Source organism: Gammaproteobacteria bacterium, from assembly GCA_013816845.1.
In the GTDB taxonomy this organism is placed as follows: Bacteria; Pseudomonadota; Gammaproteobacteria; order DSM-16500; family DSM-16500; genus Aquicella.
Map to the genome: position 1 here is coordinate 59936 of JACDDU010000003.1, position 17983 is coordinate 77918.

The following is a 17983-nucleotide window of genomic DNA, read 5'->3' on the forward strand; positions in this document are numbered from 1 at the left end:
CTAAATATTTTGGCGCGAGGACGGTATGATATATCCCTTTCACCGAAAGTGCAGTGACCTGATGACAAATGTTTTAAATCGATTTGATGTAATTGTAGTGGGGGGCGGTCACGCCGGAACGGAAGCAGCCCTTGCCGCGGCCCGTACGGGCGCCAGTACTTTATTACTTACCCACAACATTGAAACGCTTGGGCAGATGTCATGTAACCCGGCCATCGGCGGCATTGGCAAAGGTCATCTTGTGAAAGAAATTGACGCTCTCGGTGGTGTAATGGCTAAAGCCATCGATCTCGCAGGCATTCATTTTCGTATTCTGAACGCCAGCAAGGGACCCGCGGTGCAAGCTACGCGCGCGCAAGCCGATCGGCTTCTTTATAAACAAGCCATACGGTCTCATTTAGAAAATCAGCCCAATCTTTGGCTTTTTCAACAAGCTGTGGATGACATTCTCTTAGAGAGCAATCAGGTTGCAGGCGTGATCACGCAAATGGGTTTAACATTTTATAGTAAAGCGATTGTATTGACCGCGGGCACGTTTCTCGACGGCAAAATTCATATTGGCCCGCAAACGTATGCAGCCGGTCGCGCCGGGGACATGCCCGCCCAGCGTCTCGCTTTAAAATTACGTGAATTAAATTTGCCTGTCGGACGACTAAAAACGGGCACACCACCGCGCATTGACGGTAGAAGTATTAATTTTGCTGTGCTTGCTTCCCAACCTGGCGATGAACCTACTCCCGTTTTTTCATTCTTGGGGAATAGGGAGGAACATCCCCAACAAGTCCCTTGCTACATTACCCACACCAATGAAAAAACGCATGAGTTGATTCGTGCGTCTTTAAAAGATTCGCCGCTTTACACGGGCCAAATTGAAAGTACAGGCCCGCGCTATTGCCCTTCCATTGAAGATAAAGTCGTACGTTTTGCTGAAAAAAATACGCACCAAATTTTTGTTGAGCCAGAAGGATTGACGACGACCGAATTCTATCCCAATGGAATTTCAACAAGCTTACCCTTTGCAAGCCAAGTTGCATTTATTCGCACGATTCATGGCTTTGAACAAGCTCACCTTACCCGGCCGGGCTATGCGATTGAATATGATTATTTTGATCCGCGTGGATTAAAAATGTCGCTTGAAACCAAAGCGATCCCTGGCCTTTTTTTTGCAGGCCAAATCAATGGCACAACCGGCTATGAAGAAGCTGCTGCGCAAGGTTTAATTGCAGGATTAAATGCAGCTCGCTTCAGCCAAAATTTACCATCCTGGTCACCGAGACGCGATGAAGCTTATATTGGTGTCTTGATTGATGACTTAATTACGCGAGGCACGACAGAGCCTTATCGGATGTTTACAAGTCGCGCTGAATATCGATTATTACTTCGCGAAGATAATGCTGATCTTCGTTTGACACCCAAAGGTTATGAATTAGGTTTAGTTGATGAGACCCGTTGGCAATACTTTGAAAAGAAACGAGAAGCAATCGAGCAAGAAGAGCAACGCTTACATGCCACGTTTGTTCACCCTCATACAATGGGTGCAAATAAAATTGCACCGCTGCTTCAGCAACCCCTTGCACGCGAATACCGTTTATTAGATTTGTTACGACGACCCGAGATCAGTTATGCAAGCTTGATGCAAGTAGAAGAATTTGGTCCTGGTGTAACTTGTCAGCAAGCAGCCTCACAAATTGAAATTCGAGCAAAATACGCAGGTTATATTACGCGTCAAGAAGAAGAAATTGCCAAATGCGTGCGTCAAGAGACGTTAAAAATTCCTGCTGATTTTCCGTATGAAATTATTAGTGGATTATCGACAGAAATTAAACAAAAATTGGCATTAGTTAAACCAGAAACGCTAGGACATGCTTCACGCATTCCCGGCATGACTCCTTCTGGCATCTCTTTAATTTTGATTTATTTAAAAAAGAATAAACATGTTACCTCAGCTGCGTGATTTGCTTCCAACCATTTTACTTAAAAATGGCATTCAAGCGAGTGAGAAACAGCGCGAGCAATGGATAGCGCATTTAGAACTTATCACCAAATGGCATCGCATCGTTAACCTCACTGCCATTCTCGATTCGCGCGAAATGATTGACTTACATCTCATCGATAGTTTAACGCTCTTGCCCTTCTTGCACGGGACGCGTTTAATTGACATTGGTAGTGGTGCAGGTTTGCCGGGCATACCGCTCGCAATTATGGAGCCTGCAAAAAAATGGGTATTGCTTGAGAAGAATAGCAAAAAGAGTCGGTTTTTAGTGCAAGTTATTGCAGAACTCGGCTTAACCAATGTGGAAGTACAATGTGCTCGCGTGCAAGATTTTCATCCAGCGCTCGGTTTTGATACTATCCTTGCACGTGCTTTTACAGATTTGAATAATTTCTTAACTTGGACTAGTCATCTACTTGGTCCAGATGGTCGATTCATCGCAATGAAAGCGCGCATCACTCAAGAAGAGTTAACGAACATATCCGATGAATTTGTTTTAATGCAATCTTCAGCCGTTTCGATTTCCGGTCGAGATGTTGAACGGCATATTTTATCTTTTACTAAGAAGCGTTGACCAAGGATTGCAATGTCACGTTTTTTAAAGGAGGCAGTGTGGGAAAAATAATCGCGATAGCCAACCAAAAGGGAGGTGTTGGCAAAACTACGACGAGTATTAACTTAGCCGCATCATTTGCTGCCATGAAACGCAATGTCATGCTGTTAGATTTAGATCCGCAAGGTAACGCAACCGTGGGAAGTGGTTTAGGTAAAGACGCCATTCAATACACGATTAATCAAGTGCTATGTCGTGAAATTGATGTGCAAACAGCTATATTACGCTCCACGAGCGGTTTTGATGTTTTAGCAACGAATCAAGAATTAATTGTTGCCGAGATGCAAATGCTGCAAGAAAAAGATAGAGAATTTCGATTAAAAAATATTTTAGCGCCGATTGTATCAAACTATGATTATATTTTAATTGATTGTCCGCCTTCACTTAGCATTCTAACCGTTAATGCATTGGTCGCAGCCCATTCTGTTTTAATTCCGATTCAATGTGAATATTTTGCATTAGAAGGCTTGCGGGGTTTACTGAGTACAGTCGACCAAATACGTACCACGATTAACGAACATTTACATATCGAAGGTTTGTTACGCACGATGTACGATGGGCGGAATCGATTAGCTTTGGATGTTTCCAAAGAATTGTTAGAACATTTCAAAGAACAAGTTTATCGCACCGTTATTCCTCGCAATGTTCGTTTGGCAGAAGCGCCCAGCCATGGCATTCCCGTTATTCATTACGATGAAAAATCTCAAGGTGCAATTGCTTACCTTGCTTTAGCGGGTGAGATTCTACGACGGGCAGCGGGTGCGGAATAGCGACCTTATCTAAACATTTTAATCGATAGGTATTGATTGCAGTCGCAACGATTGCAATCACACCACTTATCCCCATTAATTCTTTCGGAAATAAGTAAACATTTTCATGGATAAGAAGATAACCCAATAACATAAGAACAAAGCCAACACAACCTAATATCATGCCTGCTAACCGATTATACCAAATGCTCAATCCTAAACACGCGAGCGTAACAATCAAAAGAAAAGTTAACTTTACATTACTTACTGATACATAAATCATAGCAAGTAAAGTATAGGCTATAGCGTCTTGATTTTTATGAGCGCGTAGCGCATACGTAAAATGCGCCAAAAAAAATAAACTGATCATGAGGAGTAAGGTATTACTTAAAATAGCGGGATAAAAATCGAACTGCTGTTTTACGCTCAAACTACTCGTATACAAGCCCAATGCTATACCGATCAATAAAAATCCACTTAAAAGAAAAAATAATAAAGCAGGCCTTTTAACCCATAACGTAAAGGCAGGGAAGAGATAATTACTCAACCCCATGATTAATAAAAAAAATAAAAAAAGATAATAATGAATCATCAAATCATTGCTAAATTGATAGCTATATCCTACTGCGGTGATTAATTTCCCAAATAAAAAAGGTGCAATGCCGCAGAAAAAAATGATTGAGTATAAAACGACAATGCAAAATAAACTGCCTAACACTGTGACCTGTTGATTGCGTAAATACAAAAAACTAAGTGCAAGCAATATTATAATTTCAATTTTGATGCCTGGCGAAATTCCTTGCACATCCATTGCATAAGTAAAATAAGCGCGAAGTAAATTGTCATGATGAATAACGTTGATATAAGTAAGGTTATATCCTTCCCCTTGCGTGACGATCAAATCAATAATCGGTGCTAATAAAATAATAAAAACGGTAGCTGCCATCATGCGAATAATGTGGAGCGACGAACATTTTGTTGAAATACGAAACACTAACAAAAACAAAATGAACATGACATGATAAAAAAACGTGAAGTGCAGTAATTCAAGCCCAAGCAAATTGGCTGGCAAATTAAAATGATTAACGCGCTGTGAAAAACACTCAATAAAGTTACGCAAAATAACGGCTGATAAAAAAATGACATAACAATGTAATAAAGAGGTAGGTGCTTGCTCGCATTTTGTAATTATATTTTTTAAAATCTGCATGATTAACCTATTTGCTCAATAATCTTATATGAGGGTACTGCGTAATTTGATCTATCATCGGCACTTTCCTGACGCAACATGAAGTCGCATTGCTTTGCAAGCCTTCTCCGAGCTACGCCGCGTCGCTAATCACTTTCTTGCGTCAATAAAAATAATCAATAGCAAAGAGGACCTTATAGCATGCGATGTTTCATTCCACATTGTATTACAGTGCTCATAGCTGACATGCGTTGGCTTAAAATTGCGCATTATATGTGGATGGTCCTTCTAGGCGTCGCTTTAGGTATACACTTATATCCTGAGTCTTTGACGTATTATTATGAGTTAGCGCTTCCTCTCCTTTGTTTCGGAATAAGTCTGGTGTTTGCTGCTTTATTTGCGATTATCCACAATAACATTGCCGACGTTGCCATTGACGCCGTTAACCATCCGCACCGACCTTTACAAAAACAGGCTATTGCACTTAACCATTACCTCGGGATTAGCTATGTTGCTTTTATAATATCATTAGCATTTGCATGTGCTTGCAGCCACACAACGACCTACGCCATCTTGATTGTTATGGCCCTTTATCATGGCTATTCCACACCACCTTTGCGTTTAAAAAGGTTTTTGTTCATTTCAAAAGCTATTCTTGCTGTGAACACTTATATTCTATTCTTAGCAGGCTTTCTTTTAGTGCAACCTAATCTCGCGCTATTTCCAGCGATTATTACCCCATTCTTTCTTCTTGGCGTGACGCTTTCAGCTTCTCTTATCGATCTTAATGATGTTAAGGGTGATTGGCAGGGAAACATTAAAACATTGCCTCTGGTGCTGGGGCAAAGAAATTGCAAACTTTTGATTGGTCTCAGTTTAATGCTAACTTACACATTCACTTTCTTTTTTCTTTCCAAAACAGCCCCCTGCTTATGGCTTACCCTCGCTGGACTTTGCATTGTACAAATTGCGCTCGTTACCACAAGAACTTTTCATGAAGTTCCGTTTTTTATCACCCATTTATTAACTCTAACCTGTTTAATCAGTATAATGCTTACCTAATTTCACGAGTGAAACGCATGGATCATCAACCTAAAGACAAACAAACGCATTTCGGTTTTCGCCGTGTTTCAGAAGACGAAAAAACTAATTTGGTCACTGAAGTGTTTGCCTCCGTTGCCCCTAAATACGATTTAATGAATGATCTCATGTCGTTTGGGTTACATCGCCAATGGAAACGTTTTGCTGTCAATGTTGCAAATATTCGTTGGGGTCAGCGTGTGCTTGATGCAGCATCTGGGACGGGCGATTTAGCGTTTCGACTGGCCAAAAAAGTAGGCCCGCAGGGCATTGTCATTGCAACCGATATTAATGGACCCATGTTGAATCAGGGCCGAGATCAATTCATTAATGGTGGGATGCAAACTTCCATTGAATACGTTCAAGCAACGGTTGAAGCTTTGCCTTTTTTAGACGATTACTTCGATTGCATCACTATTGCCTTCGGCTTACGCAATGTTGTTGATAAACCGGCTGCCTTAAGTGAGTTTTATCGCATCTTAAAGCCAGGTGGCCAATTACTTATTTTAGAATTTTCAAAACCACATTCCGCATTATTAAATAAAGTTTATGATTTTTATTCCTTCAATATCATTCCTAAATTGGGTGAATTCATTGTCAAGGACCGCGCAAGTTATCAGTATTTGGTTGAATCCATTCGCATGCACCCTGATCAAGACGCTTTAAAAACATTAATGCAACAGGCCCATTTTGATGATGTTAAGTACTTCAATTTAAATGGTGGAATTGTTGCACTTCATCAAGGGAAAAAATATTAATGATTAATTTCTCCGATGTCCTGCTGAATAAAGTAACGGATGGAATTAATAAGCTTTTGCGTTTAGATAATGAATCTGAACAACGGTTGAACCATCTACAAGGGAGAGTTATTACTATAACGTTATTGCCCCTTCATTTTACTTTTCAATGTATTTTTGATGACACGGGTGTGCATATTGAAAAAGGTTCAGCATTGACTCCAGATACAACTATTTCCGGCACACCTTTACAAATGATGGCAATGTTCTTAGCGCGCGAAACCCGCCATCGTTTTTTTTCAGAAGATTTAAAAATGACGGGGAATGCAGAGGTCGGCCAGCAAGTCGTGCATTTATTTGACGCACTCGATATTGATTGGACAGAACATCTTTCCCGAGTCATTGGCGATGTTCCAGCTTATCATCTCCAACAAACTTGGAAAGAAATTCGTCAAACCATTCAAAATATTAATGTGGCCCTTACTGCAGACATCAAAGATTATGTTCAAGAAGAAGCTTTGTGGTTTCCCACCCGCCTAGCCCTTGATGATCTATTTCATGACATTGATGAATTACGCATGGCTACTGATCGGCTTGAAGCAAAAATTAAACTTCTTGCCTCAAGTCGTCCCGCTGATGAGAATGCCTCATGAAAGTATTCACCCGTTTATTTCGTTTAATAAGAATTAATTATATTTTAGCTCGTTACAATATTGATGAACTCGTTTTGGGTACGCATTGGTTTTACCCTATTCGCTTCATGGTCTTGTTTAATCCTTTCTTTTGGCGCTTTAGTCAAAAACTTCCACGGGGCGAGCGTATTCGTCGTGCACTTGAAGACTTAGGTCCTATTTTTGTTAAAGTGGGTCAAATCATCTCCACCCGACGCGATTTAATACCCGATGACATTGCAATCGAGCTTGCCAAATTACAAGATCGTGTTCCACCTTTTCCGGGTGGCCAAGCTAAGGCATTAATAGAAGAATCATTGGGGTGCCCCATCGATGTTGCTTTTAGCGAATTTGATAAAGAAGCATTGGCTTCAGCCTCAATTGCACAAGTCCACGCTGCACGACTAAGGCATGGCGAAGATGTGGTCATTAAAGTACTTCGTCCTGGCATTCGAAAATCTATTGATCGTGATATTGATTTACTGTTTACCATAGCAACGCTCGCTGAACGCTATTGGAATCGCGCCCGTCATTTTAAACCCCGTGAGATTGTAACGGAAGTTGCTCAAACGCTTTATGACGAGCTTGATTTAACACGTGAAGGCGCCAACGCGACGCAGTTACGCCGTAATTTTGTGGATAGTCCACTTTTATATGTTCCAAAAATTTATTGGGATTATTGTCGCGCCAATGTTTTAGTCATGGAAAGAATTTACGGCATTCCAATTCATGACATTAAACGGATTAAAGAAACCGGTGTCGATATGAAAAAACTTGCCGAGCGTGGCATTGAGATTTTTTTCACTCAAATTTTCCGAGATAGTTTTTTTCATGCTGACTTACATCCTGGTAATTTATTTGTTTCGATTGAAGATAAAGAAAATCCCCTGTTTATTACCGTTGATTTTGGCATTGTCGGATCATTGAGTCATAAAGATCAGCGATATTTAGCCGAGAACATGATCGCTTTTTTCAAGCGAGATTATCAACGGGTTGCGGAACTTCATATTGCATGTGGTTGGCTACCGCCGGATACGCGAATCGATCAATTTGAAGGCGCCATTCGCTCCGTATCAGAACCGATTTTTGAGCAACCGCTGCGTGATATTTCTTTTGGCCAATTACTTTTGCGACTCTTTCAAGTCGCACGTCGTTTTCATATCAATATTCAACCCCAATTGATTCTTCTCCAAAAAACATTATTAAACATTGAAGGTTTGAGTCGCCAGCTTGCGCCAGATTTAGATTTATGGGGTTGTGCTGCCCCGCAAATTGAAAAATGGTTAAAAAAACAAATTGGCACCAAAGCTTTTTTTAAACGAGTTCGGGATCAACTTCCCTTATGGTCTGAACAATTGCCTGCCTTACCCTCTTTATTACATGAAGTTTTGAGTGAAAAGAAACAACAGCAAGAACGCGCACGGTTTATGCTCACCACCGATGCCTATCAACTGACGCCTCCGCCAACGCCGCATAAAATGGCATACATGCTCTATGGTGCAACGATTGCTTTAGCTGGCGTCGCGATTGGATATCTTCTCCACTTCACTTAAAAATTAACGTTTATATCGCGTTAGGGCTGTTACGATTTGATCTTCCATACCTCGATACTGCCAAGACAGACCTTTGGGTCCATTGACGATGATGACAAAAGCGAGCGGTTCGTTATCAGCGCTGATTGCATAGCCCGCAAGACTTACAACACCTGAAATGGTTCCAGTTTTAGCGCGAACTTTACGAGCAATATTACCCATACGATGTTTTAACGTTCCATCAACACCAGCCACGGGTAATGCAGTAATAAATTCTGCACTGGTTGCAGTATGGTGAAAAGCATAATCTAAAACTTGCATCATTTGTGCACTTGACATGACGTTTTGAGGCGAGATGCCAGAGCCATCTATTGCACGTAATCCTGCCGGCTTCATTCCAGTATGCTTGGCAAGAATTTGCGAAACTGCTAAGCCACCGTTTTCCCAACTTCCAGGTTTTTTAGAATAAAGTTGACCAATCTTTTTAAACAGAGCACCCGCAATCACATTATCCGATTTTTTTAACATTTCATTAATCATAGTCGTTAGAGGTTCTGAAGCGTGTTGAGAAATTAAGGATAATCGTTTGGGTGCGGTATTAAAGCCTACTGTACCTTGGACGCGAACACCAAGGCGGATGAGTAAATTTTTAAAAAGCGAACGATTATATTCATTTACATCAGTAATCACATAACTAACGCCCCATGCATAAGGACCTTTGGGCATGCAGCCGCCAACATTAATCACTTTATCGGGTGTGGTCGTTAAATGCAGCGCACAATTTTTGATGCGATTATTTTTTGTGACGACGCTATTCTTTATGGTTGGATAAAAATATTTTGGATAGGTAACCACTTGCGCACTTTTACCAACAAGCTTTGCGGGTTCAATTTTAAAGGCCAAACAATTTCGATTAATGATGCTTGCACTAATTGGAGCAGCATAACAATATTGTTTATCTTTAACGTCCCAACCCGGCCCATAAACACGTTGATCATACGCAGTTTGATCAATGTACACATTGCCCGAAATAGCAGAAACATGGTGGCTTTTAAGAGCTAATAATAAATTAACTAAATCATTATACGTTAGGGTTGGATCACCGCTTAAAGCGATGTAGAGGTTACCCTGCAACACGCCTTTTTTTACATCTTTTGCATCAGTCAGCAGTTGGGTGGCAAATCGATATTGGGGACCAAGGTAAATAAGGGCAGCTTCTGCGGTTAACACTTTAAGGGTGCTAGCAGGAGTCATAGGCGAATGAATGTTACGGGTATAAAGCACTTCTCCCGATTTCATCGACTTTACAAAAACTGAAATAGTTGCCGTCGCGCCTGGAGCTCGCACAATTTCATTGAGTTCAGTGGTGAGTCGTGAAGCGCCGTTTAAAAAACTCGGCCCCCAATGGAATACTTTATAAACAACTTTTTTTGTCACAGTGGTTTTTTTGGTAATGCGTTCTTTTGCAAATGTGAGATTGCAGCTGCTAAGTAGAACAATCCCTATGCTGAGAAAAAGGCAGACAATTCTCATTAAATCTCCCTGCGCCCTGTGATTTTATTATACAGATGGTGAAATCCGTTTACTTTTATTTTGTTCTTTTGTTTAATCAGTTGCTAGCTCATTTTATCAATTTAATTTTCACTGCCATTTTTAGTTGTGTGCTATACTCTCGAACTCTTTTTTAGGCGGGGACAGCTTAATGTCTTTCATCAAAAAATGGCTCAATTTATCTTATTATATTAGCGAGCTGGATCAATTTCTGGCGCAGCTTGCACATCGTTTTCCGACTCCCTCGAAATCGCAACAAAAAGAGGTAGAAAAGTATCAACGCATTTTTAAATGCCGCGACAATCCAATCCCCGCAGCGCCGCCCAAAAAATTGTGGGGCAAGTTTTAAGGATTTTTTATGCGACGATTTTTTAGTCAACTCATTCCTTTTATTTTCATTGGCGTAGCCCTAGTAGCACTTGCTTTTGGCATTTTCCTCTTAGCTTATTTATTTTTTATTGGCGCAATTGTCGGCTTTGTGCTTTTTTCCCTTGCATGGCTTAAACAGAAATTTTTTCCGCCCAAAGCGGTGGTTAAACTAAAGTCGCCTCGCCCCCCGCGCACCATTGATTCCGATGATTGGAAGGAATTATGATCGCGAAGTCATCCCCTATTCGCGCTTTATTGTTTATCATTTTTCTCGACCAAACCTACCTCACCATCACCTTTCCCTTAATAACGCTGATATTTTTTGATCCCCACAGCCGTTTGTTTCTGCCGGAAACTTCTTATGCCGCGCGCAGTATGTGGTATGGCTTATGCATTTCACTGCCTAACCTCATCAATTTATTTTTTGCGCCCTTGCTTAGTACGTTATCTGACGAGTGGGGGCGAAAAAAAATCCTTATCATTGAAGTTTTTAGCGCTTGTCTTTTTACCTTCATTGTAGGACTTGGCATCTATTTCGGAGCGCTTTTATTAGTGCTGCTTGGTTTCGTAATCAAAGGGGCTTTTGTCCGCGCCAACCCGACAGCGCTCGCAATCATTGGCGATACCGTTTTACCGCACCAAAAAATTATATATATGGGTTATTTACAATTCGCTATTTCAGTGGGGGCCGCTATTGGTCCTTTCCTAGGTGGCTACTTTGCCATCCGCTACGCCTTTCCCACTCTTAATTTCGCCTTACCTTTTTTTGTTGGGGCAAGTCTTGCAGCGATCAACACTTTAATTGTGATAAGGAAAATGCCAGAAACCAATGTTTCGCGTCAGTCTTTTAAAGCTTCAAAGGATCGTTTTGCAGCTTTTAAAGCCGTTTTGACTCACCCTGGAATTTTACAAATTTCGCTCCTTCTTTTACTCATTCAAGCCAGCTGGAGTACTTATTATCAATTTATCCCCCCCTTATTAAAAACACGCTACCACTTTAACTCAGCAGAACTCGGTGAATTTATTGGTATGATTGCCTTTTGGTTAGCCTTAACCACCGGTCTGGGCTTGAAAATATTGCACAGATTTTGCTCAATTCGCCTTATGCTTTTCTTGGCAACGACGCTCGTATCCTTGGGAATTTTATTCACTTTAGGTATATGCCTTTGGCATGGTCCGAAATTATTAATCTGGTTAAGTGCTTTCCCAGTAGCAGCTGGTGACGTAATTGCCTATACATGCTTAACCGCACTTTATTCAAACATAATACCTGCGGAAAAACAGGGAAAGGTGATGGGCGTTGGATTTGTCGTGGTGAGCGCCACCTGGGCCTTCACGGGATTCTTTGGCGGGTTACTTCTCAGCATTCATCCCTTGCTTCCCCTTGCGATTGCTCCCTGCTTCGCAATTAGCGCCTTCCTGCTACTTCATGCGAATTTTGGCAAAAATTTACTCCCAAGCACCATTCAGAGCACAATGAATTGACACCCTTAGTACTTTTAGTAAAAGATAAATAATGGCATAGCTTAAAAATTGGGGCTGTCTTTGCAAACCCAATCACCTTAACGCTTCTAACGCCCTAAAGGGATGGTTCGATGTCAACTTCATGGAAAAAACAATTCGAAGCATTATTGCATCATCGATATGCTCTCAAACGCGCCAATAGTTTATCTAAAAAATATGGTAGTAAATTTTCTGCAAGCTATAGTGTTGATTATCCTGCCTCCATGGCAGTGGATGATATTGATTATTTAGAAAAGTTATCCGATGAAAATCCAATCGCAATTAACTTTTATTATTCTGCAGACCCTAAGGCAGAATATCCGCTTCATTTACGTTTATTCCAATGGCAAAAACCGATTCCACTTTCTGATATCTTACCTATTTTTGAAAATTTAGATTTACGAACGGATAATGAGCGTCCTGATTCAATTGTTTTTGGAACCGGGCAAACGATTTGGATTAGTGACTTTGCTGTCACGTACAAACGACCTATAGCAATTGAAGAAATTCGTTCGTTATTTCAAGAAGCCTTCATCAAAATTTATTTTGGTGCGGCAGAAAACGATGGCTTTAATAAATTAATTTTAGGTGCTGCGCTTACTTGGCGCGAAATAATGATTTTACGCGCATATGCTAAATACTTACGGCAAGTGTTATTCAGATTTAGCCAGTCTTACATTGAAAAAGCATTAGTTGATAATGCTAGTATTGCACGTAATTTAGTCCTCTATTTTCTAACCGCTCATAATCCGGATAAGAAATCCAAAAGGGAATTTGAAGTTGAAAAAATTGAACAACGTATTTTACAAAGCTTAGAGAACGTTCGTAGTTTAGATGAAGATCGTATTATTCGTCGTTTACTTGACGTTTTAAAAGCTACACTCCGATGTAATTACTTTCAATTAACTGCAGATAAACAACCGAAAGATTATTTTTCTTTTAAATTGGACTCACGAAAAATACCTGAACTTCCTCAACCGTTACCTTTATATGGCATTTTTGTCTATTCGCCACGTTTTGAAGCCATCCATTTACGTTATACGAAAGTTGCGCGGGGCGGTATTCGTTGGTCAGACCGCGTTGAAGATTTCCGTACGGAAATTTTGGGATTAATGAAAGCCCAAGTCGTAAAAAATGCTGTGATTGTACCGTCGGGTGCAAAAGGCGGCTTTGTTTTAAAACAAACCTTCCCCCATCGCGAAGAGCAACAGTTGGCAGTGATAGCTGCTTATAAAGCATTTATTTCTGGTCTACTAGACATCACCGATAATATTGTCGGAGAGAAAAATATCCATCCTAAACAAGTCGTTTGTTACGATGATTTCGATCCCTACCTTGTTGTTGCCGCTGATAAAGGGACAGCTTCTTTTTCGGATTTAGCCAATGAAATTGCCGAAAGTTATCATTTTTGGTTAGGCGATGCTTTCGCATCTGGCGGCAGAACAGGGTACGACCATAAAAAAATGGGTATTACAGCAAGAGGTGCTTGGGAATCCATTAAACGTCATTTTCGTGAGTTAGGTATTAATACTTATCAAGAAGTCATTTCTATTGTTGGCATTGGTGACATGAGCGGTGATGTATTTGGCAATGGCATGTTGTATTCAAAAAAAATAAAACTGATCGCAGCCTTTGATCATCGCAATATTTTTATCGATCCCCAACCTGATCCCGATATTTCATATCGCGAACGCGAGCGTCTTTTTAATTTGCCCATTTCTTCTTGGGAAGATTACAATCCAAAACTAATTTCAAAAGGTGGTGGAGTTTTTAAGCGCACTGTTAAATCCATCACGCTAACTCCCCAAATTAAACGTGTTCTTGATATACAAGAAAACTCACTTGCCCCAACTGATTTGATTCGCGCGATTTTAAAAGCTCCTGTCGATTTACTTTATAATGGCGGGATTGGTACCTACGTTAAAGCAAGTACTGAGACCCAAGCTGAAGTGGGTGATAGAACTAATGATTATTGTCGTATTAATGGCAATGAATTACGTTGCCGTGTTGTAGGCGAAGGGGGCAATTTAGGGTTTACCCAATTAGGCCGTGTTGAATATGCTTTAGCCGGGGGATTAATCTTTACCGACTTTATTGATAATTCTGGTGGTGTCGATTGTTCAGATCATGAAGTTAATTTAAAAATTTTGTTAAACCAAGAAATTCAAAAGAAAAAGTTAAGCGAAAAGAAACGTGATGAATTATTAATGTCTGTTACTGATGAAGTTGCGGACCTTGTCTTATTTGATAATTATGCCCAAGCCTTAGTCATGAGTTTTTCCGCCTTTCATGCGAAACAAAACATGGGCTTACATATTAATTATATAAAAGAATTAGAAACCTTAGGCATTCTTAATCGTGAAATTGAATTTTTGCCCAGTGAAAAAGATTTGAGTGAAAGAAAAGCGGCAGATATTGGCTTGACCCGCCCAGAACTTGCCATCTTACTTGCGTATACTAAAATTCATATCAAACAAGCGTTACTCAATTCCAATTTGCCAGAAGACCCCTATTTAAGAAAAAATATTACGAGTGCCTTTCCCTTTTCTATTCGTAAAAAATATCATGCCGCGATGCAAGATCACCGTCTCGCGCGCAACATTATTGCAACGCAACTAAGTAATCAAGTGGTTAATGGTATGGGAATCACTTTTGTTTATCGCATGCAAATTGAAACAGGGGCTTCCATTCCTGAAATTATTCGAGCCCACGCCGTTGCAGCTAATGTGTTTGGTACCAAAGATATCCGTATGCTCATTGAGGGATTAGATTTCAAAATTCAAATGAGTGAGCAATACGAAATGCTTTATAACATCCGTCATTTAATTAATCTCTCCACCCGGTGGTTTTTGCAAGGCAACCACATGCGCGGTAACTTACAATCCATTATCGATCACTATGCAACGCATATTAGTACGCTGAAAGATTTAACACCAAGTCTCATGTCCGGTGTTACGAAAGACTATCTTGAGACCTTAACCACCCGTTTCATGGCAGCCGGCCTGCTTGAAGGCACCGCAAAAAAAATTGCCACCTATCGCGCTATTTATACTTCACTCAACATCATTGATGTTGCAACACGCTATAAATTTAATCTGATCAAAACAGCGCAAGTTTATTTTGCTGCAGGTGAACGCGTTAATCTCTTATGGTTTCGCGACCAAATTGCCAATGATGCACGCGTCGGTCATTGGAATGCCTTAGCACGTTTAACTTTACGTGATGAATTAGATGTTGCCCAAAGGGCTTTAACCATCGCTATTATGCACCATGACAAAAAAAACCTTACGCCCAAAACTTTAATCACCGATTGGACGCGTGAAAATAGCAATGCTTTAAAAAAATGGGACCGCTTACTAAATATGTTACATAGCCAATCCGATGTGGATTACACCATGTTTTTTATCGCAATGCGTGAACTCATCGCCCTCATCCTTGCTAGTCATGAATTAAAATTAAAAACGCCGGAAATGCTTAGTTTGAACGTGTAAAGAACGAGTCAGTATGCGAGATGAGCGAGCACCTCTGCAACCGAGACATTAACGCGCATGGTCGAGAAAAAAATTTCTAGATCCGGGCTCCGGGTCTTTTTTCCTGCATCCATTTATCTTGAACCAAAGTTTTTAATGCTTGATGTTTTTCTTCTGTTAAAGGCAAATAAGGCGGAAAAAACTCAACGCCGTAAAAACTAATTAAGTGCAGTAATTCTTCTTTTCGATAACGCAAAGCAAAATTCCAAATCTTATTTCCATCTTTGGTCGTGTTTAAAAGACCAAGCCATTGGATCCAATCAATTTTAGGATCTTGTTTAACATCTTGATTGATCGCAACACCTGTTTTACTGCTCGTATAAGCAAGCATAATTAAAGCATTGATGATGGCTTGATCCTTGAAATGAGGACCATCATTAAAAGACATAATTTTATTCCAGCGTTCTTTATCTGTATGCGGTTGAGCAATTTGTTCATAATATTTTTTAAATAAAAGATAATACAAACGATCTTCTGCAGTACGACCAATTTTGTCATCGACTCTTAAGACGTTAGGAAAAAATAATTGTTGGTCGTCAGTGAGGCAATGATTTAAATAAGTTTCTAAACGATCTTTCGCATAGTAAAATTTTTTAATGGGCGTCAAATCAAAGTCATGTACTTTTGTAATAATTTCCTCAAGCATCCGCAATACATCGTAATCACCAACTGCTTTTGCTTCTAGTTGCAAGGATTGTAAAGCCGGTATGAATTCTTTAAAAACAAAATCACGTCCTGCTTTCCCAAGATAGGTTCCCCAAAAAGCGTGACCCCAATCGTGTACGCTTAAAATAAATTCTGGACATACGCTACCATGCGCTTTGGTTAAACCTGACTTGACTAAGTTTGAATGTAAAGCAACAGGATGTTTGTTATCAGCATGGAGCTTGAGCAATGTCTTTTCATTAACCGAACCAAAAGTCGGATACATATGTAAAGGAGCAGGAGAAATTTGTTTTAATAAAAAATTAATAATTGAAGTAGAGGGTGTATAAAAATTAAAGTTTATATTTTTTAAATCAGTTTCATTTTCGCAAAAAGACTGGGGCTTCGTCGTAATGATAAATGGAATATTGACGCATAGCGCGCCTACAAAGCGATAGTTCTTATTATTCGGATGATTTGGAATATTTAATAACCATTGTTCACTGGCGGGCAATGATAAAATGAAATTAATAAAAGTTTGCTGATGAAAGGGTAATTTCAATTCTTTAAAATTTTCACCCACCTGATGCACATAGTCTTCACCGACACCGGTCAGTTGCAGGGTATGAGTCTTGCTGTTTAAAGCTACTATTTTTTCAACTTGCATTGCATCTTGATAGTGTTGTTTAGCAGTTACAAAATGATAAACAGACATACCTTGCCAAAACGGAATTGTTTTATTTTTAATAAGATAAAGTAAATATAAATGACACGTTGGATGAGTAAAAATAGATGCAGTTTCATCCCCTTGTTGAATTGCTTTCATTAATGTTTGAATCATTTGATCATTAATCGACAGCCCCAAAAGGAAATTTTTGATCGTTTGATTTTTACTAATAAATTGCATGAGAGAATCAAAATCAGGCTCGGGGAATGTATTTTTTTCATTTGGGGTGAGTTGCGTTTCTGCCCTTGGATTAGCTGCGAAGCCAGTAAAATTCTTTAAATTAAATTGTTTAAAATCGAAAAAAGCTGCCTTGGATTGTGTCGAATACCAACGAACAGGGAGGATTGGCTTTATTAAACCTCTGGATCTTGATAAGACTTCTTTTTGAAGCAAATTGCTCCTTGAATTACTCGGTTTTCGCACCAAGGCTGTGTTTCGAAACATTAAGTTACCTGCATTGTTAATATAATAGCCAGAAATAGATCAAATTTTATACTAATTTGCTCACATTTTGCAATCAATGATCTTCTGTTCAGTAATAATGCCTTGTAAAACAATGTCCCAAGGGTCAAAAGGAAGCGTTTCAGATACACCTTGTGCTGCAAAACCTAAGCCTAACAGGATAGGAGGCACGATATTTAGATTAGCGAACGTTCGATCATAATATCCACCGCCCGTCCCTAATCGATGTCCCTGTAAGTCAAAGGCGATGAGCGGAGCGATTACAACTTGTAAATCATTGGGAGATATAGGATTTTCGATGTTTATCGGTTCTAAAATATGATAACGGTTGTAATGAAGCGGATCCCCGTAAGCGAAAGGTAAGAATTGAAGTGTTTTAGTGTTAGGGATTAAGGCGGGGATGTAGCATGATTTTTTGGCTTGCCAAATTGCTTCGATGATAGGAAATGCGTCAAACTCATGCTGGGTTGGTAAGTAGCAGGCAAAGTGATCATGGTTGTTAAACCACACAGATTGCTTAAATAATTTCGCCGCAGCAATTCCCGCCTCTTCCCGATATTTTTTTGGAATTTGAGCACATGTTTCTCTAAACACTTTGCGCAAACTCAGTTTAGAATTCAGCATAAGGCGAA

15 protein-coding genes are annotated in these 17983 nt (G+C 39.9%); 11 read left to right on the forward strand and 4 right to left on the reverse strand.

The window, feature by feature from the left end; translation table 11 throughout:
* Positions 1 to 61: 61 nt before the first annotated feature.
* From mnmG to H0W64_06135, 3 genes are read left to right on the forward strand one after another with little or no spacing between them, the layout of a single operon-like run.
* The gene (gene mnmG, locus H0W64_06125) at positions 62 to 1954 is read left to right on the forward strand and encodes a tRNA uridine-5-carboxymethylaminomethyl(34) synthesis enzyme MnmG (GenBank protein ID MBA3661283.1); all 1893 of its coding nucleotides are present in this window, start codon (positions 62 to 64) and stop codon (positions 1952 to 1954) included.
* Positions 1935 to 2567 carry a 16S rRNA (guanine(527)-N(7))-methyltransferase RsmG gene (rsmG, locus tag H0W64_06130; GenBank protein MBA3661284.1) on the forward strand — a complete coding sequence of 211 codons (633 nt, stop codon included), beginning with the start codon at positions 1935 to 1937 and terminating at the stop codon, positions 2565 to 2567. Before mnmG ends, rsmG begins: the two co-directional genes overlap by 20 nt.
* A gap of 38 nt (positions 2568 to 2605) precedes the next feature.
* Positions 2606 to 3376, forward strand: a complete 771-nt coding sequence (locus tag H0W64_06135; protein ID MBA3661285.1) for a ParA family protein — start codon at positions 2606 to 2608, stop codon at positions 3374 to 3376.
* Here the strand turns inward: H0W64_06135 and H0W64_06140 are convergent.
* The gene (locus tag H0W64_06140) at positions 3288 to 4565 is read right to left on the reverse strand and encodes a hypothetical protein (protein ID MBA3661286.1); all 1278 of its coding nucleotides are present in this window, start codon (positions 4563 to 4565) and stop codon (positions 3288 to 3290) included. The two genes, H0W64_06135 and H0W64_06140, sit on opposite strands and share 89 nt — an antisense overlap.
* Before the next feature lie 180 nt (positions 4566 to 4745).
* On the opposite strand from H0W64_06140, the gene H0W64_06145 reads away from it, so the two are divergent.
* From H0W64_06145 to ubiB, 4 genes are read left to right on the forward strand one after another with little or no spacing between them, the layout of a single operon-like run.
* The gene (locus H0W64_06145; protein ID MBA3661287.1) at positions 4746 to 5606 is read left to right on the forward strand and encodes a UbiA family prenyltransferase; all 861 of its coding nucleotides are present in this window, start codon (positions 4746 to 4748) and stop codon (positions 5604 to 5606) included.
* A gap of 17 nt (positions 5607 to 5623) precedes the next feature.
* Entirely contained in the window at positions 5624 to 6382 is a 759-nt protein-coding gene (gene ubiE, locus H0W64_06150; protein ID MBA3661288.1) for a bifunctional demethylmenaquinone methyltransferase/2-methoxy-6-polyprenyl-1,4-benzoquinol methylase UbiE, read from the forward strand.
* Positions 6382 to 7014: an SCP2 sterol-binding domain-containing protein gene (locus H0W64_06155; protein ID MBA3661289.1), complete on the forward strand. Its 633-nt coding sequence runs from the start codon at positions 6382 to 6384 to the stop codon at positions 7012 to 7014. The genes ubiE and H0W64_06155 overlap by 1 nt, the downstream gene beginning before the upstream one ends.
* Complete coding sequence (ubiB, locus tag H0W64_06160) at positions 7011 to 8585, forward strand: ubiquinone biosynthesis regulatory protein kinase UbiB (GenBank protein ID MBA3661290.1); 1575 nt, start codon at positions 7011 to 7013, stop codon at positions 8583 to 8585. Before H0W64_06155 ends, ubiB begins: the two co-directional genes overlap by 4 nt.
* A 3-nt stretch (positions 8586 to 8588) precedes the next feature.
* Here ubiB and dacB read toward each other — a convergent pair whose 3' ends face one another.
* Entirely contained in the window at positions 8589 to 10097 is a 1509-nt protein-coding gene (gene dacB, locus H0W64_06165) for a D-alanyl-D-alanine carboxypeptidase/D-alanyl-D-alanine-endopeptidase (protein MBA3661291.1), read from the reverse strand.
* 169 nt (positions 10098 to 10266) lie between these two features.
* Between dacB and H0W64_06170 the strand changes: the two genes are divergently transcribed.
* The 4 genes from H0W64_06170 (at position 10267) to H0W64_06185 (ending at position 15478) form a co-directional block, all read left to right on the forward strand.
* Positions 10267 to 10464 carry a hypothetical protein gene (locus H0W64_06170; protein ID MBA3661292.1) on the forward strand — a complete coding sequence of 66 codons (198 nt, stop codon included), beginning with the start codon at positions 10267 to 10269 and terminating at the stop codon, positions 10462 to 10464.
* Positions 10465 to 10473: 9 nt separating this feature from the next.
* Positions 10474 to 10710, forward strand: coding sequence for a hypothetical protein (locus H0W64_06175; protein ID MBA3661293.1), 237 nt, complete (start codon positions 10474 to 10476; stop codon positions 10708 to 10710).
* Positions 10707 to 11969: an MFS transporter gene (locus H0W64_06180; GenBank protein ID MBA3661294.1), complete on the forward strand. Its 1263-nt coding sequence runs from the start codon at positions 10707 to 10709 to the stop codon at positions 11967 to 11969. Before H0W64_06175 ends, H0W64_06180 begins: the two co-directional genes overlap by 4 nt.
* A 110-nt stretch (positions 11970 to 12079) precedes the next feature.
* Complete coding sequence (locus tag H0W64_06185; GenBank protein MBA3661295.1) at positions 12080 to 15478, forward strand: NAD-glutamate dehydrogenase; 3399 nt, start codon at positions 12080 to 12082, stop codon at positions 15476 to 15478.
* Positions 15479 to 15554: 76 nt separating this feature from the next.
* On the opposite strand, the gene H0W64_06190 is transcribed toward H0W64_06185, so the two are convergent.
* Positions 15555 to 17282 (reverse strand): hypothetical protein, encoded by a 1728-nt coding sequence (locus H0W64_06190; protein ID MBA3661296.1) that lies wholly within the window; start codon positions 17280 to 17282, stop codon positions 15555 to 15557.
* Positions 17283 to 17393: 111 nt separating this feature from the next.
* A complete protein-coding gene (locus H0W64_06195) occupies positions 17394 to 17945 on the reverse strand; it encodes a 5-formyltetrahydrofolate cyclo-ligase (GenBank protein ID MBA3661297.1) in 552 nt (183 codons plus the stop codon).
* Positions 17946 to 17983: the final 38 nt, after the last annotated feature.